The 21000-nt window shown below is 73.7% G+C and carries 22 protein-coding genes; 9 read left to right on the top strand and 13 right to left on the bottom strand.

Annotated features, from left to right (window positions below; all coding sequences use genetic code 11):
• Positions 1 to 20: 20 nt before the first annotated feature.
• Both ACLQ22_RS12105 and ACLQ22_RS12100 read right to left on the bottom strand, forming a co-directional pair.
• Complete coding sequence (locus ACLQ22_RS12105; protein ID WP_425692352.1) at positions 21 to 1175, bottom strand: acyl-CoA dehydrogenase family protein; 1155 nt, start codon at positions 1173 to 1175, stop codon at positions 21 to 23.
• A 105-nt stretch (positions 1176 to 1280) separates the two neighbouring features.
• A complete protein-coding gene (locus ACLQ22_RS12100; protein ID WP_425692351.1) occupies positions 1281 to 2813 on the bottom strand; it encodes an acyl-CoA carboxylase subunit beta in 1533 nt (510 codons plus the stop codon).
• A 207-nt stretch (positions 2814 to 3020) separates the two neighbouring features.
• Between ACLQ22_RS12100 and ACLQ22_RS12095 the strand changes: the two genes are divergently transcribed.
• Complete coding sequence (locus tag ACLQ22_RS12095) at positions 3021 to 3581, top strand: snapalysin family zinc-dependent metalloprotease (protein WP_425692350.1); 561 nt, start codon at positions 3021 to 3023, stop codon at positions 3579 to 3581.
• Positions 3582 to 3641: 60 nt separating this feature from the next.
• Here the strand turns inward: ACLQ22_RS12095 and ACLQ22_RS12090 are convergent, their stop codons facing one another.
• From ACLQ22_RS12090 to ACLQ22_RS12080, 3 genes are all read right to left on the bottom strand, one after another.
• Complete coding sequence (locus tag ACLQ22_RS12090) at positions 3642 to 4562, bottom strand: hydroxymethylglutaryl-CoA lyase (protein ID WP_425692349.1); 921 nt, start codon at positions 4560 to 4562, stop codon at positions 3642 to 3644.
• A gap of 161 nt (positions 4563 to 4723) precedes the next feature.
• Positions 4724 to 6085: an acetyl-CoA carboxylase biotin carboxylase subunit gene (locus tag ACLQ22_RS12085; protein ID WP_425692348.1), complete on the bottom strand. Its 1362-nt coding sequence runs from the start codon at positions 6083 to 6085 to the stop codon at positions 4724 to 4726.
• A gap of 77 nt (positions 6086 to 6162) precedes the next feature.
• Positions 6163 to 6786: a TetR/AcrR family transcriptional regulator gene (locus ACLQ22_RS12080; RefSeq protein ID WP_366641466.1), complete on the bottom strand. Its 624-nt coding sequence runs from the start codon at positions 6784 to 6786 to the stop codon at positions 6163 to 6165.
• Positions 6787 to 6939: 153 nt separating this feature from the next.
• Between ACLQ22_RS12080 and ACLQ22_RS12075 the strand changes: the two genes are divergently transcribed.
• Entirely contained in the window at positions 6940 to 8205 is a 1266-nt protein-coding gene (locus ACLQ22_RS12075) for an MFS transporter (protein WP_425692347.1), read from the top strand.
• Here ACLQ22_RS12075 and ACLQ22_RS12070 read toward each other — a convergent pair.
• The gene (locus ACLQ22_RS12070; RefSeq protein WP_425692346.1) at positions 8099 to 8665 is read right to left on the bottom strand and encodes a VanZ family protein; all 567 of its coding nucleotides are present in this window, start codon (positions 8663 to 8665) and stop codon (positions 8099 to 8101) included. The genes ACLQ22_RS12075 and ACLQ22_RS12070 overlap by 107 nt on opposite strands.
• Positions 8666 to 8982: 317 nt before the next feature.
• Between ACLQ22_RS12070 and ACLQ22_RS12065 the strand changes: the two genes are divergently transcribed.
• Positions 8983 to 9528 (top strand): SigE family RNA polymerase sigma factor, encoded by a 546-nt coding sequence (locus tag ACLQ22_RS12065; protein WP_425692345.1) that lies wholly within the window; start codon positions 8983 to 8985, stop codon positions 9526 to 9528.
• The gene (locus tag ACLQ22_RS12060; protein WP_425692344.1) at positions 9525 to 10706 is read left to right on the top strand and encodes a hypothetical protein; all 1182 of its coding nucleotides are present in this window, start codon (positions 9525 to 9527) and stop codon (positions 10704 to 10706) included. The genes ACLQ22_RS12065 and ACLQ22_RS12060 overlap by 4 nt, the downstream gene beginning before the upstream one ends.
• An 81-nt stretch (positions 10707 to 10787) precedes the next feature.
• Here the strand turns inward: ACLQ22_RS12060 and ACLQ22_RS12055 are convergent, their stop codons facing one another.
• The 3 genes from ACLQ22_RS12055 to ACLQ22_RS12045 form a co-directional block, all read right to left on the bottom strand.
• Positions 10788 to 11690 carry a sulfurtransferase gene (locus ACLQ22_RS12055; protein ID WP_366641473.1) on the bottom strand — a complete coding sequence of 301 codons (903 nt, stop codon included), beginning with the start codon at positions 11688 to 11690 and terminating at the stop codon, positions 10788 to 10790.
• A 64-nt stretch (positions 11691 to 11754) separates the two neighbouring features.
• Positions 11755 to 12201, bottom strand: a complete 447-nt coding sequence (locus tag ACLQ22_RS12050) for an imidazolonepropionase-like domain-containing protein (protein WP_425692343.1) — start codon at positions 12199 to 12201, stop codon at positions 11755 to 11757.
• Between the two features lie 3 nt (positions 12202 to 12204).
• The gene (locus ACLQ22_RS12045; RefSeq protein ID WP_425692342.1) at positions 12205 to 12972 is read right to left on the bottom strand and encodes an SGNH/GDSL hydrolase family protein; all 768 of its coding nucleotides are present in this window, start codon (positions 12970 to 12972) and stop codon (positions 12205 to 12207) included.
• A gap of 410 nt (positions 12973 to 13382) precedes the next feature.
• Between ACLQ22_RS12045 and ACLQ22_RS12040 the strand changes: the two genes are divergently transcribed.
• Complete coding sequence (locus ACLQ22_RS12040) at positions 13383 to 13754, top strand: hypothetical protein (protein ID WP_425692341.1); 372 nt, start codon at positions 13383 to 13385, stop codon at positions 13752 to 13754.
• Complete coding sequence (locus ACLQ22_RS12035; protein ID WP_425692340.1) at positions 13751 to 14251, top strand: roadblock/LC7 domain-containing protein; 501 nt, start codon at positions 13751 to 13753, stop codon at positions 14249 to 14251. The genes ACLQ22_RS12040 and ACLQ22_RS12035 overlap by 4 nt, the downstream gene beginning before the upstream one ends.
• 118 nt (positions 14252 to 14369) lie before the next feature.
• Here ACLQ22_RS12035 and ACLQ22_RS12030 read toward each other — a convergent pair whose 3' ends face one another.
• A complete protein-coding gene (locus tag ACLQ22_RS12030; RefSeq protein WP_425692339.1) occupies positions 14370 to 15584 on the bottom strand; it encodes an MFS transporter in 1215 nt (404 codons plus the stop codon).
• On the bottom strand, positions 15581 to 16243 hold the full coding sequence (locus ACLQ22_RS12025; protein ID WP_425692338.1) for an NADPH-dependent FMN reductase: 663 nt from the start codon (positions 16241 to 16243) through the stop codon (positions 15581 to 15583). Before ACLQ22_RS12025 ends, ACLQ22_RS12030 begins: the two co-directional genes overlap by 4 nt.
• Positions 16244 to 16297: 54 nt before the next feature.
• Between ACLQ22_RS12025 and soxR the strand changes: the two genes are divergently transcribed.
• The gene (gene soxR, locus ACLQ22_RS12020; RefSeq protein WP_425692337.1) at positions 16298 to 16831 is read left to right on the top strand and encodes a redox-sensitive transcriptional activator SoxR; all 534 of its coding nucleotides are present in this window, start codon (positions 16298 to 16300) and stop codon (positions 16829 to 16831) included.
• Positions 16832 to 16879: 48 nt separating this feature from the next.
• Here the strand turns inward: soxR and ACLQ22_RS12015 are convergent, their stop codons facing one another.
• Positions 16880 to 18004 carry a hypothetical protein gene (locus tag ACLQ22_RS12015; protein ID WP_425692336.1) on the bottom strand — a complete coding sequence of 375 codons (1125 nt, stop codon included), beginning with the start codon at positions 18002 to 18004 and terminating at the stop codon, positions 16880 to 16882.
• Positions 18001 to 18531 (bottom strand): SigE family RNA polymerase sigma factor, encoded by a 531-nt coding sequence (locus tag ACLQ22_RS12010; protein WP_425692335.1) that lies wholly within the window; start codon positions 18529 to 18531, stop codon positions 18001 to 18003. Before ACLQ22_RS12010 ends, ACLQ22_RS12015 begins: the two co-directional genes overlap by 4 nt.
• A 150-nt stretch (positions 18532 to 18681) precedes the next feature.
• Here ACLQ22_RS12010 and ACLQ22_RS12005 point away from each other — a divergent pair, with 150 nt between their 5' ends.
• Together ACLQ22_RS12005 and ACLQ22_RS12000 are read left to right on the top strand one after the other, a co-directional pair.
• Entirely contained in the window at positions 18682 to 20451 is a 1770-nt protein-coding gene (locus ACLQ22_RS12005; RefSeq protein WP_425692334.1) for a proline--tRNA ligase, read from the top strand.
• A 56-nt stretch (positions 20452 to 20507) separates the two neighbouring features.
• On the top strand, positions 20508 to 20933 hold the full coding sequence (locus tag ACLQ22_RS12000; protein ID WP_121397374.1) for a CBS domain-containing protein: 426 nt from the start codon (positions 20508 to 20510) through the stop codon (positions 20931 to 20933).
• Positions 20934 to 21000 lie beyond the last annotated feature (67 nt).

The following is a 21000-nucleotide window of genomic DNA, read 5'->3' as shown; positions in this document are numbered from 1 at the left end:
CGCCACCGGACCCGTCGCCGTCACATGCCCAGATCGCGCGCGATGATCATGCGCTGCACCTCGGACGTGCCCTCGCCGATCTCCAGGATCTTGGAGTCGCGCCAGAACCGGGCCACCGGGTACTCGTTCATGAAGCCGTAGCCACCGTGGATCTGGGTGGCCTCGCGGGCGTTGTCCACCGCGATGGTGCTGGCGTGCAGCTTGGCGATGGCGGCCTGCCGCTTGAACGGCTCACCGGCGAGCATCCGCGCCGCCGCGTCGTAGTAGGCCAGCCGGGCGGTGTGCGCCTTCATCTCCATGTCGGCGATCTTGAACTGGATCGCCTGGTAGTTGCCGATCGGCTGGCCGAACGCCTGGCGCTCCTTCGCGTACCTGATCGACTCGTCGACGCAGCCCTGCGCGAGGCCGACGGCCAGGGCGGCGATGGCGATCCGCCCCTCGTCGAGGATGCGCAGGAACTGGGCGAAGCCCCGGCCGCGCTCGCCGAGCAGGTTCGCCGCCGGCACCCGGCAGTCGTCGAAGGTCAGCTCGTGCGTGTCCGAGGCGTTCCAGCCCACCTTGGAGTAGCCCGGCGCGATGGTGAAGCCCGGCGTACCCGAGGGGACGATGATGGTGGACAGCTCCTTGGCGCCGTCCGGGCGGGTGCCGGTGACCGCGGTGACGGTGACCAGCGCCGTGATGTCGGTGCCCGAGTTGGTGATGAAGGCCTTGGAGCCGTTGATCACCCACTCGTCCGTGGACTCGTCGAGCACCGCGCGGGTCTGGGTGCCGCCGGCGTCCGAGCCGGTGCCCGGCTCGGTCAGTCCGAAGCCGGCCAGCGCCTCGCCGCTGAGCAGCTTCGGCAGCCACGTCGCCTTCTGCTCGTCGGTGCCGAAGCGGTAGATCGGCATCGCGCCGAGCGAGACCGCCGCCTCCAGGGTGATGGCGACGCTCGAATCGACCCGGGCCAGCTCCTCCAGCGCGAGGCAGAGCGCGAAGTAGTCGCCGCCCATGCCGCCGTGCTCCTCGGCGAAGGGCAGGCCGAACAGGCCCATCTTGCCCATCTGCCGGATCACCTCGTACGGGAAGGTGTGCTTCTCGTAGTGCTCCGCGATGACCGGGGCGACCACCTCGCGCGCGAATTCCCGCACGCTCTCCCGCAGCGCCTCTTGCTCCTCGGTGAGCCGGAAGTCCATGGAATCCTCCTGTGTGGATGGGCCGCCGGGCGCTCGTGACGCCGGGAACGGACGGGTCGCTGGTGCGGTGCGGGCCCGCGCCGGCCGGGTGGGCCGGCGGCGGGATCAGACCGGGGTGACGCCGTGCCGGCGCCGGGAGAAGTGCCGCTCCTTGGTGCGGGCGGCGGCGAACCGGCGGACCAGCTCGGCGCGCAGCTCGTGCGGCTCGACGATCGCGTCGATGACCAGCTCGCTGGCGAGCCGGACCACGTCGATGTCGCGCTCGTACTCCTCGCGCTTCGCGGCGACGAACGCGGCCCGCGCGGCCTCGTCCCCGATCGCGGCGATCTTGTTCGCGTAGACCGCGTTGACCGCCGCCTCCGCGCCCATCACGGCGATCTTGGCGGTGGGCAGCGCGATCGTGGCGTCCGGCTCGAAGCCGGGACCGGCCATCGCGTAGAGACCGGCGCCGTACGCCTTGCGGACCACCACGCAGATCTTGGGTACGGTCGCCTCGGAGATCGCGGTGATCATCTTGGCGCCGTGCCGGATGATGCCCTGCCTCTCCACCGCGCTGCCGACCATGAACCCGGGCACGTCGGAGAGGAAGAGCAGCGGCACGTTGAACGCGTCGCAGAGCTGCACGAAGCGGGTCGCCTTGTCGGCCGAGTCGACGAAGAGCACGCCGCCCTTGAACATCGAGTTGTTGCCGACCACGCCGACGACCTCGCCGTTGAGCCGGCCGAAGCCGATGGTCAGCTCCTTGGCCCAGAGCGCCTGGATCTCGAAGAAGGAGCCGTCGTCGAGCAGGCCCTTGACGTACCGCCGCATGTCGAACGCCTGCCGCTCGCTCGCCGGCACCAGCGCGGCCAGGTCGGCCTTCTCCGGCGCCTCGACGGCGGGCGCGGCCGGCGGCTGCTGCGTCCAGTTCGCCGGCAGGTACGACAGGTAGCGCCGCACCACGTCGAGCGCGTCGGCCTCGGTCTTGCAGAGGAAGTGCCCGACGCCCGACTCGGCGCAGTGCACCTTGGCGCCGCCCATCGCCTCCAGCGTGGTCTTCTCGCCGGTGACCATCTCGACCATCCGGTCGGAGCCGAGATACATGCTGGCGTTGCCGTCGACCATGGCGACCACGTCGCAGAACGCCGGGATGTACGCCCCGCCGGCCGCGCTCGGCCCGAACAGCGCGCAGACCTGCGGGATGGAGCCGGAGGCGCGGACCTGGTTCCAGAAGATCTTGCCGGCGCCGCGGCGGCCGGGGAAGAGGTCGACCTGGTCGGTGATCCGGGCGCCGGCCGAGTCGACCAGGTAGACCATCGGCACGCTGGTCGAGTAGGCCCGCTCGATGATCCGGATGATCTTCTCGACGGTGCGGGCGCCCCAGCTGCCGGCCTTGACCGTGGAGTCGTTCGCCATCAGGCAGACCGGTCGGCCGTCGATGGTGGCGGTGCCGGTCACCACGCCGTCGGCCGGGAGGCCCTCGGCCATCGCGTTGGCGTAGAGGCCGTCCTCGACGAAGGAGCCCTCGTCCACCAGGAGCGCGACCCGCTCCCGGGCGAAGAGCTTGCCCTTGGCGGCGTTCGCCGCGTGGTACTTGTCCGCACCGCCGGCCCGGGCCCGCTTGCGCAGCTGCTCCAGTGCCTCACCGTCGAGCGTCACGCCGACTCCCTCGCCACCTGAGCCGGCCACCTCGCGGGCGGACCGACTGACCTGAACGATCGTTAGGCTAGCGCATCCCCCCACCCCCCGGCGACCCACGGACGGCGGCGGCGACATCGCCCTGTCGCGACCCTCGGCGAGGCATTGAAAATCATGAATTTATAGGGCTACGCTCCGGACACCCCTCCTCCCGGAATGGAGTCAACGATGACCTCACGGCTCAACCGGCTCGCGGTCGCGTTCGTCGCGACGGCACTCGCCACGCTCGGCGTCACGGTCGCCAACCCGTCACCCGCCTCCGCCGCCATGACCATCTGCTACAACACCAGCCAGGCGGGGAGCTTCGCCGGCACCGCCAACCAGGCCGCCTCGATCTGGAACAACGCCACGTCGAACCTGACGCTCACGGCGAACTGCGGCTCCAACCTGCGGATCTACCAGATCACCGGCGGCGGCTCGTACGCCGTCCGGACCAGCCTGGGCAACGGGCGGGTCTACATCGACACCCAGCAGGCCCAGCAGTACAGCCCGCTGCGGATCATGACCCACGAGATCGGGCACATCCTCGGCCTGCCCGACAACTACAACGGCAACTGCGCGCTGCTGATGTCCGGCGGCAGCGCCGGCACCAGCTGCACCAACCCGTACCCGAGCACCACCGAGGCCAACCGGGTGACCAGCCTCTTCGCCGGCACCCTCAGCACCAACCGCGCCGGGTCCCAGATCTTCCGCGACAGCTGGCCGGCCGCGCTCACCACGGTGGGCTGACCGACCGGGCACGTCGGAGGGGCCGGCACGACGCCGGCCCCTCCCCGCGTCTCCGAGCGGTCAGCCCGGCAGCGGCGTCAGCCGGGTACGTGGGCCCGCGCGGAGCACCCCCGACGGGAGCCGCTTGCCGACCAGCTCCTCGGCCAGCTCGGCCACCTCGACCAGGGCGTCCAGGTCGATGCCCGTGTCGACGCCCATGTCGTGCAGCATGTGCACCGCCTCCTCGGTGGCCAGGTTGCCGCTGGCCCCCGGCGCGTACGGGCAGCCGCCGAGACCGCCGACGCTGGCGTCGAACTCGGTCACGCCCAGCTCCAGCGCGGTCAGCATGTTGGCCAGCGCGGTGCCCCGGGTGTTGTGGAAGTGCAGCAGCACGGGAACGTGCGCGTTGCGGTCGCGTACCGCCGTCAGCAGCTCGCGGACCCGCCGGGGCGTACCCATGCCGGTGGTGTCGCCGAAGGCCACCCGGTCGGCGCCGTCGCGGACCACCCGGTCCACGATGGCGGCCACCCGGGCCGGGTCGGTGTCCCCCTCGTACGGGCAGCCGAAGCTGGTCGCCACGATCACCTCGGCCTGCGCGCCGGCGCCGTGCAGCAGGTCGATCAGCTCGGCGATGTCGTCCAGCGACTCCTCGGTGGAGCGGTTCACGTTGCGCCGGTTGTGCGTGTCGCTGGCCGAGACCACCACCTCGATCTCGGTGAAGCCGGCGGCCAGGGCCCGCTGCGCCCCCCGGGTGTTCGGCACCAGCGCCGAGTAGCGCACGCCGTCGGCCTTCGCGGCCCGCTGCCACACCTCGTCGGCGTCGGCCATCTGCGGGATCGCCTTCGGGTGCACGAACGAGACGGCCTCGATCCGCTTCACCCCGGTGCCGGAGAGGGCGTCGAGCAACCGCACCTTGGCCTCGGTCGGGATCGGCTCCTCGTTCTGGAGCCCGTCGCGCGGCCCGACCTCCCGGATCGACACGGAGTTCGGCATTTCCGCCATAAGGGGTCACCTCACTGTGACGCAGTGCTTGTGCTGGGTCCCCCCAGCCTCCCACCCACCCCGCCCGTTCCGCACCCAACAGCGTCGATCATGAGGTTGACCGCGACGACAGCGACGAATCGCACGGCCAACCTCATGATCGACGCGGCAGCCCCGAAGGGTCAGCGCATGCGGGAGACGATGCCCGTGTCGTAGTCGCCGGAGAGGAACTCCTCGTTCTCCAGGAGTTCGGCGAAGAAGGGGAGGTTGTTCTTCGGGCCGGCCAGCTCGAACGCGGCCACCGCCGCCCGCGCCCGCTCGACCGCCTCGGCCCGGGTCGCGCCGCTGACGATCAGCTTGGCCATCAGGCTGTCGTAGAACGGGGTGACGGTGTTGCCCTCGACGTAGCCCGAGTCCACCCGGACGCCCTCGCCGGTCGGCTCCACCCAGGTCCTGATCACGCCGGGGCCGGGCAGGAAGCGCTTCGGGTCCTCGGCGTTGATCCGCAGCTCGATGGCGTGCCCGCGCGGGGCGAGCGTGTCCGGGTCGAAGGTGGGCGCCAAACCGGCGGCCACCCGCAACTGCTCCTCCACCAGGTCGACGCCGTAGACCAGCTCGGTGACCGGGTGCTCCACCTGGAGCCGCGTGTTCATCTCCAGGAAGAAGAACTCATCGGAGTCGGGGCCGTCACCCCTGGCGTCCCGCGGGACCAGCAGGCACTCGACCGTGCCCGCGTTGCGGTAGTCCACCGCCTCGCCGGCGCGCACGGCGGCGGCCAGGAGGCGCTCGCGCAGCTCCGGGGAGACCGCCGGCGACGGCGACTCCTCGACCAGCTTCTGGTTGCGCCGCTGCACCGAGCACTCCCGCTCGCCGAGGGCGACCACCCGGCCGTCGGCCAGGCCGAGGATCTGCACCTCGACGTGGCGCACCCGGGGGAAGTACCGCTCGATCAGCACCGAGCCGTCGCCGAACATCCGCTCGGCGAAGGAGCGCACCTTGTCGTACTCGGTGCGCAGCGCGGCCTCGTCGGTCGCCACGCCCATGCCCATGCCGCCGCCACCGGCCGCGGCCTTGACCATCACCGGGTAGCCGATCTCCGCCGCCGCGGCGACCGCCGCGTCGAGGTCGGCCGCCGGGTCGGTGGTGCCGGGCGCGACCGGCACGCCGGCCGCCGCCATCAGGTTCCGCGCGTTGATCTTGTCGCCCATCGCGGTGATCGCGTCCGCGCCGGGCCCGACCCAGATCAGCCCGCTCGCCTCGACGGTACGGGCGAAGTCGGCGTTCTCCGACAGGAAGCCGTAGCCGGGGTGGATGGCCTGCGCCCCGGTCGACTTGGCGGCGGCGAGGACGGCCTCGACGTTGCGGTAGCTCTGGGCCGGGTTGGCCGGTCCCACGCACACCGCCTCGTCGGCCTCCGTGACGAACGGCAGGCCGGCGTCGGCCTCCGAGTGCACCGCGATCGCGCGGACGCCGAGCCGCCTGGCGGTCCGGATGATCCGGCGGGCGATCTCGCCCCGGTTGGCGACCAGCAGCGACTCGATCATGTTTCCTCCCAGCGTCCAGGGTCGGGACGGTGCTAGGGAACCACGGCCGGGAGGTTACCGACGAGTTGGGGCCGGCGTCAGGATCCGGGGTGGGCCAGGAGGGCGGCCAGGGTGGCGGCGCGGAGCAGCTCGGCCCGGCGGCGCCGGTCCACCTCGCCGCCCAGGAACGGCGTCGAGTTCATCAGGCCGAACGCGGCGTGGGCCAGCACCCGCGCCTCGCCGTCGGGCATGCCCGGATGCAGCGTGGTCAGCACCGTCACCCACTGTTCGACGTAGAGCCGCTGGAGCCGGCGGATCCGGCGGCGGGGCTCGTCGGGGAGCCGGTCCAGCTCGTGCAGGTGCAGGGCGATCACCGCCGGGTTGGCCAGCGCGAAGTCGACGTGGAAGTCGATCAGCGACTCCAGCGCGCCGCGCGGGTCGTCGGGATGACCGGTGGAGCGCTGCTGGCCGCCGGCCAGCAGCTCCTCGCTGACCGGGATCAGCGCGGCGACCAGCATGGCCTCCTTGCCCGCGAAGTGGTGGTAGAGCGCCGGGCCGGTGACCCCGGCGGCCGCGCCGATGTCGTCCATCGAGACGCCGTGGTAGCCCCGGGAGGCGAAGAGGCCGACCGCGATCTCCAGGATCTCGTCCTTGCGGGACCGGCGCCGGCCCGCCCCCGCGGCACCGTTCGCCCTGCCCCGTGCCTGCTGCTCCACCGTCACCGGGCAAGCGTAGACCTCGACCGGCCCGGCGTGGAGCCTTCGCTACCCGTCGGTTGGCTCACGTCCGGACCGGTACCGGACACGTCGGGTACCGGTGTCCGATCCGTCCCGGCCCTTGACCCTCGACCCGGTCGAGCCCCAAGGGTCGCCGGCATGACCGCACCTCCGCTCGGCCGCGACTACCGGCTGCTCTGGTCCGCCGCCGTGTCCTCGCGGCTCGGCGACGCCCTGCGTACGCCGGCACTGGCGCTGCTGGCCGCGACGCTGACCCGCGATCCCCGGGTGATCGCGGCGGTGACCGTGGCCGGGCAACTCCCGCCGCTGCTGTTCGGCCTGCTCGGCGGCGTGTACGCGGACCGCTGGGACCGCCGCCGGACGATGGCGGTGGTGGACGGGCTGCGCGCCGCCGTGGTCGGTGGGCTCGCCCTCGCGGTTGCCCTGGACCGGGCCGGCGTCGCCGCGCTGGTGACGGTGGCGTTCCTGCTCGCCGCGCTCGGCACCCTCTTCGACGCCGCCTCGTTCGCGATGCTGCCGTCCGTGGTGCCGCCGGCGGCGTTGGCCCGGGCCAACGGCCGCCTCCAGGCCGGCTCGGCGGTGGCGGGCGGCTTCCTCGGCGCCCCCGCCGCCGGCGTGCTCTTCGCCCTGGCCGCCCCGCTGCCGTTCGCCGTGGACGCCGCCACCTTCCTCTGCGCCGCCCTGCTGACCCTCGCCCTCCGCCCGGCCCCGCCGCGCCCCCGCTCCCACCCCGGGCGACGGCGGTCGGTGTGGCGGGAGGGCGTCGAGGGGGTGCGGTGGGTACGCGGCGACGCGATGCTGTGGCGGCTGACCGTGGCGACCGCCGGGAGCAACCTGGCGATCAGCGGGCTGATGGCGGTGCTGGTGCTCTACGCGCTCGACGTGCTGCGGGTGCCACCGGCCGGGTACGGCCTCTTCGCCGCCGGCGCGGTCCTCGGCGGGCTGGCCGGTGGGCTCGGGGCGGGTCGGCTGGCCGCCCGGCTCGGCACGATGCCCGCGCTGCGTGTCGTGCTCGCCGGCCAGGCCGTCGCGCTGACCGGGCTCGCGCTCGCCCGGCACCCGGTGCCCGGCGGGCTGGCGCTGGCCGTGTTCGCGGCCGGCACCACGGTGTGGAACGGCCTGTGGGCCTCGTACGGGCAGCGCCACGTGCCGCCCGCCCTGCTCGGCCGGGTGGGCGCCGCCCAGCGGATGGTCGGCCTGCTCACCGCGCCGGTCGGGGCGGCCCTCGCGGGCGTGGCCGGCGCGGCGTACGGGGTGGGACCGGTGGCGGCGGCGGTGGCCGGGATCTTCGTGCTGGTCACCCTCGCGGCGTGGCGGGCGCTGCGACCGGCCGCGCCGGCACCGGCCGCCGGGCCCACCAGCGTCGGGACAGCAGCCCGGCCAGGGCGGCGCCCGTCGCGTTGAGCAGCACGTCGTCGGCCGAGGAGACCCGGCCGAGGTCGAGCGCGTACTGGAGCGACTCGACCAGCACGGAACCGGCCGCCCCGAGCAGGAACAGCCGGCCGACGCCGGCCAGCGCGGCCAGGCGTACCGGGGCGAAGAAGCCCAGCGCGGCGAAGACCAGCAGGTTGCCGACGACCTGGACCACGGCGGTCGTCGGCGGCCCGGTCAGCAGGTCCACCAGGTCGCGCAGCGGCACCGGGTCGACCTGCCGGGGCGCGGGCCGGGGGGTGAGGATCATCCACACCCACGGCAGGGTGCCGGCAACCGCGCCCACCTCGGCGACGCTGCGCCGCCAGGACTCCCCGGCCGTCGCGGCGTCGCGCCGGTGACGCGCCAGCACGGCGGTGAACAGGGCGAGCAGGGGCAGCCCGGCGGCCACGGCGAGCAGCACGCCACCCCAGTCACGCCACACCTGACCCACCGGGGCAGCCTAGCCGCGCGTCCCGTCGCGCCGGTCGAGCCCGGAGAGGTGCTCCGGCTAGCCCCGATGGTCGACGCCGACCCGGCCGAGCTGGTCGCCTGGGTCGCGCCGACCGTCCAGCGCTACCTGCGCGGCGCACCCGACGCCTGACCCCGCCGACCACGGGCCACAGCACCCGCGCCGGCCGCCGTCGCACCCGGCACCGCGGCTGCCCGGCACCGGCGCGGCGAGCAGCCGGCGCCCCGCCCAACCTTTCCGGGCCCCGGTGCGTCTAGGTGGTGACGCGAACGCGCGACGGCCGGCCGGAGGGAGGGCGGATGGGACCGCCGACGATCGACGACGGGCGGGACGGCTACGTCACCTTCGTCGAGTGCCACCAGCACCGGCTGCTGCGCGCGGCCTACCTGGTCTGCGGCAACCGGCACCAGGCCGAGGACCTGCTCCAGGAGGCCCTGCTCAAGCTCGCCCTGCGCTGGCCCTCGGTGCGGCACGGCGACCCGGCCGCGTACGTGCGGACCATCCTCTACCGCGACGCCGTCTCCTGGTGGCGCCGACGCCGCCGGGAGTGGCTGGCCGCGTACCCGCCGGAGCGGGCCACGGCCGAGGGCGACGGGGAACTGCGGCTCGCGCTGCGCGACGCCCTCGGGCACCTGCCGCCCCGGCAGCGGGCCGTGCTGGTGCTGCGCTACTTCGAGGACCTCACCGAGGCCGCCACCGCCGAGGCGCTCGGCGTCACCGTGGGCACCGTCAAGAGCCAGTGCCACGCGGCGCTGCGCCGGCTGCGGGAGGTCGCGCCGGATCTGGGACGCGACGAGGGACGGCCCGGCGGCGGCCTGGTCACCAGGATGGAGGTGAACCCGTGAGGGAAGAGGAACTGCACCGGCTGCTCACCGTCGCCGCCGAGGACGTCCGGCCGGCGCATCCCGCCGCGACCGGCTGGGAACGGGCCCGCCGGGTGCGTCGCGCCCGCCGCGCCGCCGGCGCCACCGTGCTCGCGGTAGCCCTGCTCACCGGCGGTACGGCACTGGCGCTGCGCCCCACCGCGCCGCCGCCACCGGCCACCACCGCGACACCGGAGGGGAGCCCGACCCCGCACCCCGTGCCCGTGCAGACGCCCCCGGCCGACCTGGCCTATCCCGGGCACCCGCTGGGCCGACTCGGCGACCCCGTCGGCGCGACGCTCTCCGACCGGCCGGTACGCCGGGCGCTGGCGCTGCACCAGCCGATCGACCCGGCGACCGGCGTCGCCGGCCGGATCCGGGTGCTCGGCGACGACGGCGTCGTACGCGACCTCGACGTGGTCACCCCCGCCCCGACCCGCGACGCCGCGGGCAACGAGGCGGTGCCGTTGAAGAGCGGGAGCCTCTCCCCGGACGGGCGGACGGCCGCCTTCGCCCAGACCGACGAGGTGATCGTGGTCGACCTGACCACCGCCGCCGTGCGCCGCCACCCGCTCAAGGGCTACCTGGAGCACGTCCTCTGGTCCGGCGACCGGCTGCTCGTCGGCGACACCGACACCACGTACGAGCTGGACCGGGCCACCGGCACCGCCCGGAAGGTGCCGGTGTCGCCCTGGGACGTGGTCACGCCCGACCCGACGGCCCCGCCGAACATCCTGCTCGAACTGGGCGGCACGCCGCCGAACGGAGTGCAGGTCCGGTGGGGCGGCGACGGGACGTACCGGAGCAACGGCGCGATCGACTTCCGCGCGCTACCGCCCGGTCACCGGGTCGACGAGTTCTACGGGCGGGGCTGGCAGCGCGGCGACCGGGTGGCCCGCGCCGGCTGGATCAGCACCGGCACCATGGGCGGGGTGGAGGGCGTCGCGCTGCTGAACGCCCGGACGCGCGTGGTGACCCACCTGCTCGACCTGGGCCGGGACCGCTGGAAGGGCTGCTGCGAGGTGCTCGGCTGGGACTCCGACGGCGCGGTGCTGCTGCGCCACAACCCGGGCGGGCTGCTGCGCTGGCGGCCGGAGACCCGCGAGGTCACGGGCGTGACGCGGAACCTGTTCGGGGCGGTGTCGCTCCCCGCCGGTTGAGCGGGTCGCCCGTGCCGTCGTACCACCGCAGGGGCCGGTCCCCGCGCGACCGCGACGGGCGCGCGGGGACCGGCCGGCGCGTCAGCCCGCCAGGCCGCCGGGCTGGTCGCCCTTCACGACGGGGGCCCGGACCAGGTTGCCCCACTCGGTCCACGAGCCGTCGTAGTTGCGCACCTGCGGGTAGCCCAGCAGGTGCCGCAGCACGAACCAGGTGTGACTCGACCGCTCGCCGATCCGGCAGTAGGCCACGATGTCGTCGTCCGGGCTCAGCCCGAGCTGGTCGGCGTAGATCGCGCGCAGCTCGTCCGCCGCCTTGAACGTGCCGTCGTCGTTGGCGGCGGACTTCCACGGCTTGCTGACCGCGCCCGGGATGTGCCCGCCGCGCAGCGCGCCCTCCTGCGGATAGTCCGGCATGTGCAGCATCTCGCCGGTGTACTCGCCCGGCGACCGGACGTCCACCAGCGGGCGGCCCGCCGCCACGTGCGCCATCACCTGCTCGCGGTACGCCCGCACGGGCGCGTCGTTGCGCTGCGGCACCGGATAGTCGGCGTGCGGCCGGGCCGGCTTGTCCCGGGTCAGTTCACGGCCCTCGGCGACCCACTTCTGCCGGCCGCCGTCGAGCAGCCGCACGTCCGGGTGGCCGAAGAGGGTGAACACCCACAGGGCGTACGCGGCCCACCAGTTGAAGTTGTCGCCGTAGAAGACGACGGTGTCGCCCCGGCCGATGCCCTTGGCGGCGCACAGCTCGGCGAAGCTCTTCGCGTCGAGGTAGTCGCGGGTGACCTGGTCGTTGAGTTCGGTGTGCCAGTCCACCTTGACGGCACCCGGGATGTGGCCGGTGTCGTAGAGCAGCACGTCCTCGTCGCACTCGACCACGACGAGGCCCTCGTCGCCCAGGTGCTCGGCCAGCCACCCGGTGGTGACCAACCGCTGCGGGTCCGCGTACGACTGGAGTCGGGGATCGGGATCGCTCGGCACAGACATGATCCCCAAGGTACGCCGCATCGCGGGCCGGCGGCCGGCCATCGGGAACAGCGTCGCCGGACGGTCAGGCGCGGCGGTGGGCGATCCGGCCGGCGACCACGGTCACCAGGCAGGTGCCGTCGGCGTCGAGGACCGCCAGGTCGGCCCGACCGCCGGGTGCCAGCGCCGGCGGTACGGCGGCGGGCAGCACCAGCAGGTCGCTGCGCTCCACGGCGGCCCGCAGCGCCGGATCGGTCAGGTGACCGGCCAGCACGGCGGTCACCCCGAGGCGCAGCAGCGCGTGCACCCGCTCGCGGGGGGTGTCGGCGGCCGGCAGCGGCCCGTCGTGCACCAGCCCCGGCCCGAGCGTGCCCGGCCAACGGCGGATCCGGGCTCCCGCGTACTCCCCGGTCAGCTCGGCCAGCGGACCGACCGCGACGATCCGGTCGGCCCGGACCGCGACGGCGGCCCCGGCGGTGGGCGGGGCGTCGGGCACGGTCCGCAGCAGCGGCGCGGTGTGCAGGGTGAGCACGTCTCAGTCGGCGATCGGGCCGAGCAACGGGCGCTTGGCGGTGACGGTGTCGCCGGAGGAGCGGCCGGTGAGCCGACGCTTGATCCACGGCGCCAGGTGCCGCCCGGCCCAGCGCAGGTCGGCGGCGCGGGCGGCCAGCCAGGGCGTCGGCGCCGGGTGCGGCGGCACCATCAGCCACTCCTCGTCGCAGCCGACGCCCAGCGCGTTGAGCACCTGCGCCGCGACCCGCCGGTGCCCGGCGGCCGACAGGTGCAGCCGGTCGGTGCTCCAGAGCATCGGGTTGAGGTACGCGTCGTCGGCGTACAGGTCGACCAGGATGGCGCCGTGCCGCTCGGCGGTCTCGCCGACGGCCCGGTTGAGCAGTTGCACCCGGGGCGCGACGAGGCGCTGACCGGGCAGCCGGGCCATCACGTCGGCGAACCGGAAGAGGACCACGTCGGCGCCGCCGGAACGCAGTCTCCGCACGACGTCGTCGAAGCGGGTGACCAGGGCCTCCGGGTCGAAGGTGCGGCGGAGCACGTCGTTGCCGCCGGCCGCGAAGCTGATCAGGTCGGGCTTCATGGCGAGCGCGGCGGGCACCTGCTCGGCCACCACGCCCGGGAAGAGCCGACCCCGGATGGCCAGGTTCGCGTACCGGAAGTCGGGGCCGGCCTCGGCGGCCAGCCGGGTCGCCACCAGGTCCGCCCAGCCCCGGTAGCTGCCGTCCGGGTACGCGTCGTCCATGCCCTCGGTGAAGCTGTCCCCGACCGCCACGAAACTGCGCCAGCGCACCTGATCATCCCTCCGACGTGCGGCAGGGAAGGGCGCCTCGTCATCGCTTCCGGTGGAGGAAGGGTCCCTTCCCGACGCGGGACAGTCTTCACCAGGAGGGCCGGCGGCGGGGGTGGCCGACGGACAAACGTGGCGGAGGTCATCGTGGACGGCCGGGCCTGGTCTTCGCTCCGCTCGCGATCAAGGAGTTCGATGGCGCTGCCGGCCATCCGTCGGAGCGTTCCATTTGCGGGGACTGCCGGCCGGTCGGCTCGGTCCGGTCAGGTGGATGGCGACGCCAGCAGGTGCGCCGCGGCCCCCGGTGTGCGAGCCTCGTCCAAGCCCTTTTCACGAGGTCGTAACACCTGTCACCGCCGGGTCACCCTCTGCTCAAGACGGCGACGCCGCCCGTAAGTTCTGGGAGAAACACCGTGCCGAACCTCGACATGGCACTGAAAACCGCGATGAGCATCGACGGCGCGATCGGCGCCGCACTCGTCGACTACAACAGCGGGATGACGCTGGGCGTGGCCGGAGGAACCGGGGAGATCGACCTCACCGTCGCCGCCGCCGGCAACACCGATGTCGTCCGCGCCAAGCTGCGCACCATCGAGATGCTCAAGCTGAACGACGAGATCGAGGACATCCTCATCACGCTCGGCACCCAGTACCACCTGATCCGCCCGGTGACCAGCCGCACCGGCAAGGGGCTCTTCCTCTACCTGATGGTGAGCAAGAGCCGCGCCAACCTGGCGATGGCACGCCACCAGCTGCGCAGCATCGAGGAGAACCTGGAGTTGTGAGCGGGATCGACGACACCGAGACTCCCCTTCCCCGCCGCAGCGCACGTACGGGCACCCTGCCGCCACCCCGGCCGTTGCCCCCGTCGCTGGCCGGGAACACGTCGCTGCCGTACCCGGCGATCGGGCACGAACTGTCGGAGCTGCGCCTCCAGATCCCGGGGGTGCACGGCTGCGTCCTCGGCGGCGTGGACGGCCTGCTCATCACCCACAACCTGCAGACCGACGTCGACCCGAACGACCTGGCGGCGCTCGCCGCCACCACGTACGGGCTGGGCCGGCAGGTCGGGCTGCGGCTGGGGCAGGGCGCCTTCCAGCAGTCCACCGTCCGCAACGCCGGCGGCTACCTGAGCGTCTACGCGGTCAGCCCGCAGGCGCTGCTCGCGGTGGTCGGCGAGGACAGCATCAACGTGGCCCGGCTGCACCTGCACGCCCCGCCGGTGGCCGAGCGGCTCGCCGCTCTGCTGGATCAGTCCGTCCACGCCGGCCAAGGGTCCTGAGGGCAGACCCTCTTCGGTGGCACGCAGGGCTGCCGCCGACGGTCGGGCGGAACGCGGGCCCGCTCCGCCCGACCGGCTCCGGCAGATCGTCGGCCCGGGCGCGGGCCGCGTCGACCGGTCAGGTCGCCGACGACCGCCGCCCGCCGCGCAGGCGGACGGCGAGCAGCGCCAGGGTGGCGCCGGCCAGCGCCGCCCCGGCCAGGAACGTGCCGCGCGTCGAGGTGGCCGCCTGGACCGACCCGAGCAGCAGCGGCGAGACGAACAGGCCGGCGAAGGTGGCGCTGGCCAGCAGCGCGGTGGCCTGACCGCGCCGGGCGGGCGGCGAGTGTTCGGCCACCAGCACGGTCAGCGCCGGCACGACCAGCCCCATGCCGACTCCGAACACGGCCGGCGCGACGAGCATCAGCGCCGGCGAACCGGCCAGCCCGAGGGTGACCAGCGCGACCGCGAAAACTGCCAGGGTGACCGCGAGCAGCCGCGCCTGCCCCAGGCGGGCACGGGCCCGCGCGTAGCCGAGACCGACGACGCTCATGGCCAGCGACGGGGCGGCCGTGAACAGCGCCACGGCGGCCGTCTCGGTGATGCCGACCTCGGCCAGCCGCTGCGGCAGGAACACCAGCACCCCGTACAGCAGCAGGCTGGTCACCGCCTGGAGGCCGTAGATCCCGACGAGCGGGGGGTGCTGACGGAGCAGGTTCCACAGCGACCCCGACCGGCCCGGTGGCGCGCCGGAGCCGACGGCGGCGCGACGGGCCGGGAGCACCCGGAGCGTGACCAGGCCCAGGGGCACCCCGGCCAGGTAGACGCCGAAGGGGGCGTGCCAGGAGAGCCCGCCCAACACGCCGCCGAGCAGCGGAAAGAGCACCCCGCCGAGGCTGATCGCGGTGGACCGCCAGCCCATCGCCCGGTCGCGGGCCGCCCCCGCGTAGAGGTCGAGCAGCCCGAGCGTGGTCCCCGCGAAGACCAGCGCCGCGCCGACGCCGAACAGCAGTCGGGTGACGATCAGCAGGGGATAGCTGTCGGTGACCAGCCCCGCGCCGCCGGCGAGCCCGTACACGACCAGCCCGAGGGCCAGGGGGGTGCGCACCCCCCACCGGTCGATGGCGCGGCCGACCAGCGGGCCGGCGAGGGCGAGGGAGAGTCCGTGCGCGGTGAGGACGAGCCCGGCGGCGGCGCCGGTGAGCCGGAGTTCGCCGCGGATCAGCTCGACCACCGGGGTCAGCACCGCGCCCGCGAGCACGGTCAGCAGGGAGCCGGCGAGCAGGACGGCAGTCGCCGCCCGGCGGCCGGCGACGGGGCCGGTGGCGGCGGGAGCCGCGGCGACGCCCGTCACGAGCGGGCCGCCTGTTCCGCCCCCCGCCGGGCGGGGTCGGCCCCGGGCGGCCGGGCCGGATTCGCCGTCACCGACGGGGCCGGGGCCTCCGGCGCCGGCCGGCGGACCGGGGCCAGGGCCACCGCCCAGGTGAGCAGTTCGTCGAGCATCGCGGCCAGGCTGCGTTCCTGGTGCGCGGCGGGGGTCGGGCGCTCCCCGGTGAAGTCGGTGGGCAGGGACAGCCCGACGGCGGTACGGACTCCGGCGACCCGGACCTCCGCCAGCACCAGGCGCAGCGCCTCGACGGCCCGCCAGCCCCCGGTCACGCCGTAGGAGACGAAGCCGGCCGCCTTGTGGTGCCACTCGGCGCACAGGTAGTCGATCGCGTTCTTGCAGGCGGCCGAGGTGGAGTGGTTGTACTCCGGGGTGACGAAGACGAACCCGTCGCACGGCTCGACGGCGGCGGCCCAGGCCCGGGTGTGCGGGTGGCGGTAGTCGCCGAACGCCGCCGGGACCGGCTCGTCCAGCAGGGGCAGGTTGAAGTCGGCGAGGTCGAGCATCCCGAACGCGACACCGGGGTGTCGCTCGCGGGCGAGGTGGTGCACCCAGTCGGCCACCGCCCTGCCCCGCCGTCCGGGCCGCGTCGACCCCACGACGATTCCGATCCGTGTCGGCTCCATGATGCGAGTCTTCAACCTCGACCATGGTCGAGGTCAAGCCGTTAGCATGCCGACATGGCGAGCCTCCCGCCCCACCACACCGAGCTGACCGTCGGCCAGGTCGCGGCCCGCACCGGCGTCGCCGTCACGGCCCTGCACTTCTACGAGGCCAAAGGGCTGATCCACAGTCGACGCACCAGCGGCGGACAGCGCCGCTACCCCCGCGACGTGATCCGGCGGGTGTCCTTCATCCGGGTCGCCCAGCGGGTCGGCATCCCGCTCCGGCTCGTCGCCGAGGCGTTGGCCGGTCTGCCGGACGGGCGTACCCCGACCCGGGAGGACTGGGCCCTGCTCTCCACCACCTGGCAGGCCGAGCTCGACCAGCGCATCGCCCAGCTCCAGCACCTGCGCGACGACCTGACCGACTGCATCGGGTGCGGCTGCCTCTCCATCGACCGCTGCCTCCTGCGCAACGCCGACGACCACCTCGGCGAGACCGGTCAGGGCCCGCGCCGCCTGCTCGGTCCGCGAGCCGTGCCGGACGAGCGCCCCGGCACCTCTCCCACGCCCTCGGAGGCTGATCCGACCCGGAGCCGTCGCGTCCCATGACACGACGGCTCCGGCGACAGGGGCCAGTCGGGGGAGCCGGACGACGGCTCAGGGCACGTACGCCAGCAGCGCCATGTTCCGCAACGAGGCAGTCTCGGCGACCGTGCCGCGCGGTGCGAAGGTGCTGTCCAACACGCTGATTCCGGTGGTCCGCTTGACGATCACCCGGTTGTCGACGGTGAACAGGATGCTGCGGATCTCATCCCGGCCCGGCAGCTCCACCACCTTGCTCGTGGTGGTGTCGACCACCGCGAAGCTGCCGTCCCTACGGGACGGGTCGGTGCCCAGCCACCCGACCGCCACGTACCGGCCGTCGATCGACACGCTCTGGGCCCGCCAACCGCCCCAGCGCGCGGCCTCCTCCTTCGGCGGCGTGTAGCTGTACTGCCGCGACTGCGTCCCGTCGGTCACGAACGGCGCGTCCTCCACCATCGCGGCCAGCCAGCCACCATCGGCTGACCAGCACCGGTCGGTCTCCTGCCCCGGGTCACCGTTGACCCGCTTGCCGGCCGCCACGTCGAGCAGCACCGACTGCCCGCTCTTCTTCCGCACCATCAGCAGGTCGCCGCCCTGCCAGACCAGCGGCCTGGCGTCGAGGCAGTTGACGTCGTCCAGCAGCCTGGTCGCCCCCGGCTTCCCGATCGCGCCGGCCATGAGCACACCACTGGTGTTGCCGTCGGTGCTGTCCTGCACCCAGGCCACCCGCTTGCCGTCCGGCGAGATGGTGAGGGTGTTCCACTCGCAGCCGTAGGTGTCGTACTCGACCTGGTGGACCACCTGGTCGGTGCTGCCCCGGACGGCGTGGATCCGGGCTCTGGTGGACGTGGTCTCCAGGTAGTACCGGGTGCCGGCGAGAACGGACGCCGGCAACGCCTGTGAGTTGGTCGGCGAGGCGCTGTCCGACGGCTCCGAGGTCGGGGTGGCCTCGACCGGTGGCCAACTGCTGGTGATCGACGGGCCGGCCGGCGCGGGCACGGGCGCCTGGCCGCTGGGCCGGATGGCGAGCGCGGTCCCGGTCGCGGCAGCCACCAGCACCAGTGCGGCGGCGCAGGTCGCGACGGCCCGCTGGATGCCGATCCGGCGGGACGTACGCAGGGCCCGGTCCCGCAGGTCGACCGGGGTGACCTCGTCGGCGAGGTCGGTGAGGTCGAGCCGGAGGCGGTCGTCGTTCATCGGGCGCTTCCTTCCAGGACGTACAGCTCGGCGAGTTCCGGGGCGACGGTGCGCAGCTTGGCCAGGGCCTTGAAGGTCTGGCTCTTCACGGTGCCGGCGGTCACGCCGAGCAGCTCGGCGGTCTCGGCCTCGCTGCGGTCCTCGAAGAACCGCAGGACCAGCACGGCGCGCTGCTTGGCGGAGAGCTTCTGCAACGCGCCCCGCAAGGTGAGCCGGAGCGTGGTCTGCTGGGCGTGGTCGGGGGGCGAGTCGCCTCCGCGCGGCTCGGGCATCTCGCCCGGCATCGACTCGGCCACCCGGCGGCGCCGCCACCAGGAAACCTGCAGGTGGTACATGGTCCTGCGGGTGTAAGCCTCGGCGTTTCCGCTGTGGTGCAGCCGGTTCCACGAGCGGTGGGTCCGGGCCAGGGCGGATTGGACAAGGTCCTCGGCGAGGTGCTGGTCGCCGGTGAGCAGGTACGCCGAACGCAGCAGCGCGGGCGTACGGGTCCGCACGAACGAGTCGAACTCACTCAGGAGAGGGTCCACACGAGCCGATCCTTGGGGTAGGCGGTGCATCATCGTGACGCCCTCCCAGACGTCACCGTGACGCAGCAGGGTTGCCGTGGACGGCAGTTTCGTGCGTCGCGGGGAACAAATCGGATCGCCGGCCGCCGGTACCCGCCGTACGCTGCGCCAATGCTGCTACGCATGTCGACCCTGCTGCTCCGGACCCTGCGCGAGGACCCGGCGGACGCGGAGGTGCCGAGCCACCGGCTCCTGTTGCGCGCCGGCTACATCCGTCGCGCCGCACCGGGCGGCTACACCTGGTTGCCGCTGGGCAAGCTGGTGCTGGACCGGGTCACCGAGGTGGTCCGGCAGGAGATGACGGCGATCGGCGACCAGGAGGTGCACTTCCCGGCGCTGCTGCCGGCCGAGCCCTACCGGACCAGCGGCCGGTGGACGGAGTACGGCGACGACATCTTCACCCTCGCCGACCGGCGCGGCGCGGAGCACCTGCTCGCGCCCACCCACGAGGAACTGGCCGCGCTGCTGGTCAAGGACCTGTTCAGCTCGTACCGGGACTTCCCGGTGACGCTCTTCCAGATCCAGACGAAGTTCCGGGACGAGGCCCGGCCGCGCGCCGGACTGCTGCGCGGGCGCGAGTTCCTGATGAAGGACGCCTACTCGTTCGACCTCGACGAGGCGGGCCTCGCGGCGGCGTACGAGCGGCACCGCGGGGCGTACCGGCGGATCTTCGACCGGCTCGGGCTGGAGCACACCGTCGTACGCGCGACCTCCGGGGCGATGGGCGGTTCGGCCTCGGAGGAGTTCCTGGCGGCGACGCCCGTCGGCGAGGACACCTTCGTCGGCTGCACCGCCTGCGACTACGCGGCCAACACCGAGGCGGTGACCACGCCCGCCCCGCCGGCCGGTGACCCGGACGCGCAGCCGGCGGCCGAGGTGCACGACACCCCCGAGACCCCGACCATCGCCAGCCTGGTCGAGCTGGCCAACGCCCGACGCCTGGGCGGGCGGGACGACTGGACCGCCGCCGACACCCTGAAGAACGTGGTGCTCGCCCTGCGCCGTCCCGGCGCGGAAGAGGCCGAGCTGCTGGTGGTCGGGCTGCCCGGCGACCGGGAGGTCGACCTGAAGCGACTCGGCGCGGCGGTCGCCCCGGCCACCGTGGACGTCTTCGACGGCTGGGACGCCCGCCCGGAGCTGGTCCGTGGCTACATCGGCCCGCAGGTCATGGCGAAGCTGGGCATCCGCTACCTGGTCGATCCCCGGGTGGTGCCGGGCAGCGCGTGGCTGACCGGCGCCAACGAGCCGGGCCGGCACGCGACGGGGGTGGTCTGCGGCCGGGACTTCGTGCCGGACGGCACGATCGAGGCGGCCGAGGTGCGGCCCGGTGACCCCTGCCCGGCCTGCGGCACGGGCGAGCTGACCATGCGGCGGGGCATCGAGATCGGACACATCTTCCAGCTCGGTCGCCGCTACACCGACGCCTTCGCCGTCGACGTGCTCGGCCCCGTCGGCAAGCCCGTCCGGCCCACCATGGGCTGCTACGGGATCGGGGTGTCCCGCGCAGTCGCTGCGGTCGCCGAGCAGCACCACGACGAGCGGGGACTGGTCTGGCCGGAGGCGGTCGCGCCCTGCGACGTACACCTGGTGGCTGCCGGGAAGGGACCGCAGCTGGACGCGGCGCTGGAGCTCGGCGGGCGGCTCGCCGCCGCCGGCCTGCGGGTGCTGGTCGACGACCGGACGCACGTCTCCGCCGGGGTGAAGTTCACCGACGCCGAGCTGATCGGCATCCCGCGCGCCGTCGTGGTCGGCCGCCGTTTCGCCGAGGGGTACGTGGAACTGCGCGACCGGGCGTCCGGCGAGCGCGTCGAACTGCCGGTCGACGGGGTGGCGGACCAACTCGTCGAACGGGTACACCGGGAGCGCGGGGACGTGGTGTAGCGAACGTGTCACGGGGTACCGCAGTCCGATCGACTGAATGCGTTCTGGAGGCTCTCATGACCGGTTACCGGGTCAGCGACGTGATGACGAAGCAGGTCATCTACCTGCCCGCCGAGACCACCCTGGATGAGGCGGCCAGGGTGATGAAGGAGGCGGACATCGGCGACGTGGTGGTCACCGACGGCGCCACCCTCGCCGGCATGCTCACCGACCGCGACATCGTCGTCCGGGCGGTGGCCGAGCGCAGCGACCCGGCCACCACCACGATCGGCTCGATCATCACCCGCGAGGTGGTGATGATCGAGCAGCACTCGACCGCGGCCGAGGCGGCGGCCCTGATGCGGGAGCGGGGCATCCGGCGGGTGCTGGTCTGCGACGCCGAACGCAAGCTGGTCGGCATCGTCTCCCTCGGCGACCTCGCGATGCAGCTCGACCCCAACTCGGCGTTGAGCGAGATCAGCGAGCAGGCGCCCACCGTCTGAGATACGCGGAAGGACCCTTCCTGACGCCCGTGGCGCAGGAGGGGTCCCCTGCCGACGGCGGTAGCCT

The sequence above is a fragment of the Micromonospora sp. DT178 genome, from assembly GCF_049841695.1.
Lineage (GTDB): Bacteria > Actinomycetota > Actinomycetes > Mycobacteriales > Micromonosporaceae > Micromonospora.
Note: the sequence above shows the minus strand (reverse complement) of the source record. Positions and strands in the feature narration are given on the sequence as shown.

Bases quoted from the DNA above. Each gene is read 5' to 3' on its own strand.
- ACLQ22_RS12025 (WP_425692338.1), bottom strand. From the start codon at position 16,243: ATGGAGCCGACACGGATCGGAATCGTCGTGGGGTCGACGCGGCCCGGA.
- ACLQ22_RS12075 (WP_425692347.1), top strand. From the start codon at position 6,940: ATGACCGCACCTCCGCTCGGCCGCGACTACCGGCTGCTCTGGTCCGCC.
- ACLQ22_RS12090 (WP_425692349.1), bottom strand. From the start codon at position 4,562: ATGGCGGAAATGCCGAACTCCGTGTCGATCCGGGAGGTCGGGCCGCGC.
- ACLQ22_RS12085 (WP_425692348.1), bottom strand. From the start codon at position 6,085: ATGATCGAGTCGCTGCTGGTCGCCAACCGGGGCGAGATCGCCCGCCGG.
- ACLQ22_RS12015 (WP_425692336.1), bottom strand. From the start codon at position 18,004: ATGAACGACGACCGCCTCCGGCTCGACCTCACCGACCTCGCCGACGAG.
- ACLQ22_RS12005 (WP_425692334.1), top strand. From the start codon at position 18,682: ATGCTGCTACGCATGTCGACCCTGCTGCTCCGGACCCTGCGCGAGGAC.
- ACLQ22_RS12055 (WP_366641473.1), bottom strand. From the start codon at position 11,690: ATGTCTGTGCCGAGCGATCCCGATCCCCGACTCCAGTCGTACGCGGAC.
- soxR (WP_425692337.1), top strand. From the start codon at position 16,298: ATGGCGAGCCTCCCGCCCCACCACACCGAGCTGACCGTCGGCCAGGTC.
- ACLQ22_RS12065 (WP_425692345.1), top strand. From the start codon at position 8,983: ATGGGACCGCCGACGATCGACGACGGGCGGGACGGCTACGTCACCTTC.
- ACLQ22_RS12095 (WP_425692350.1), top strand. From the start codon at position 3,021: ATGACCTCACGGCTCAACCGGCTCGCGGTCGCGTTCGTCGCGACGGCA.
- ACLQ22_RS12105 (WP_425692352.1), bottom strand. From the start codon at position 1,175: ATGGACTTCCGGCTCACCGAGGAGCAAGAGGCGCTGCGGGAGAGCGTG.
- ACLQ22_RS12000 (WP_121397374.1), top strand. From the start codon at position 20,508: ATGACCGGTTACCGGGTCAGCGACGTGATGACGAAGCAGGTCATCTAC.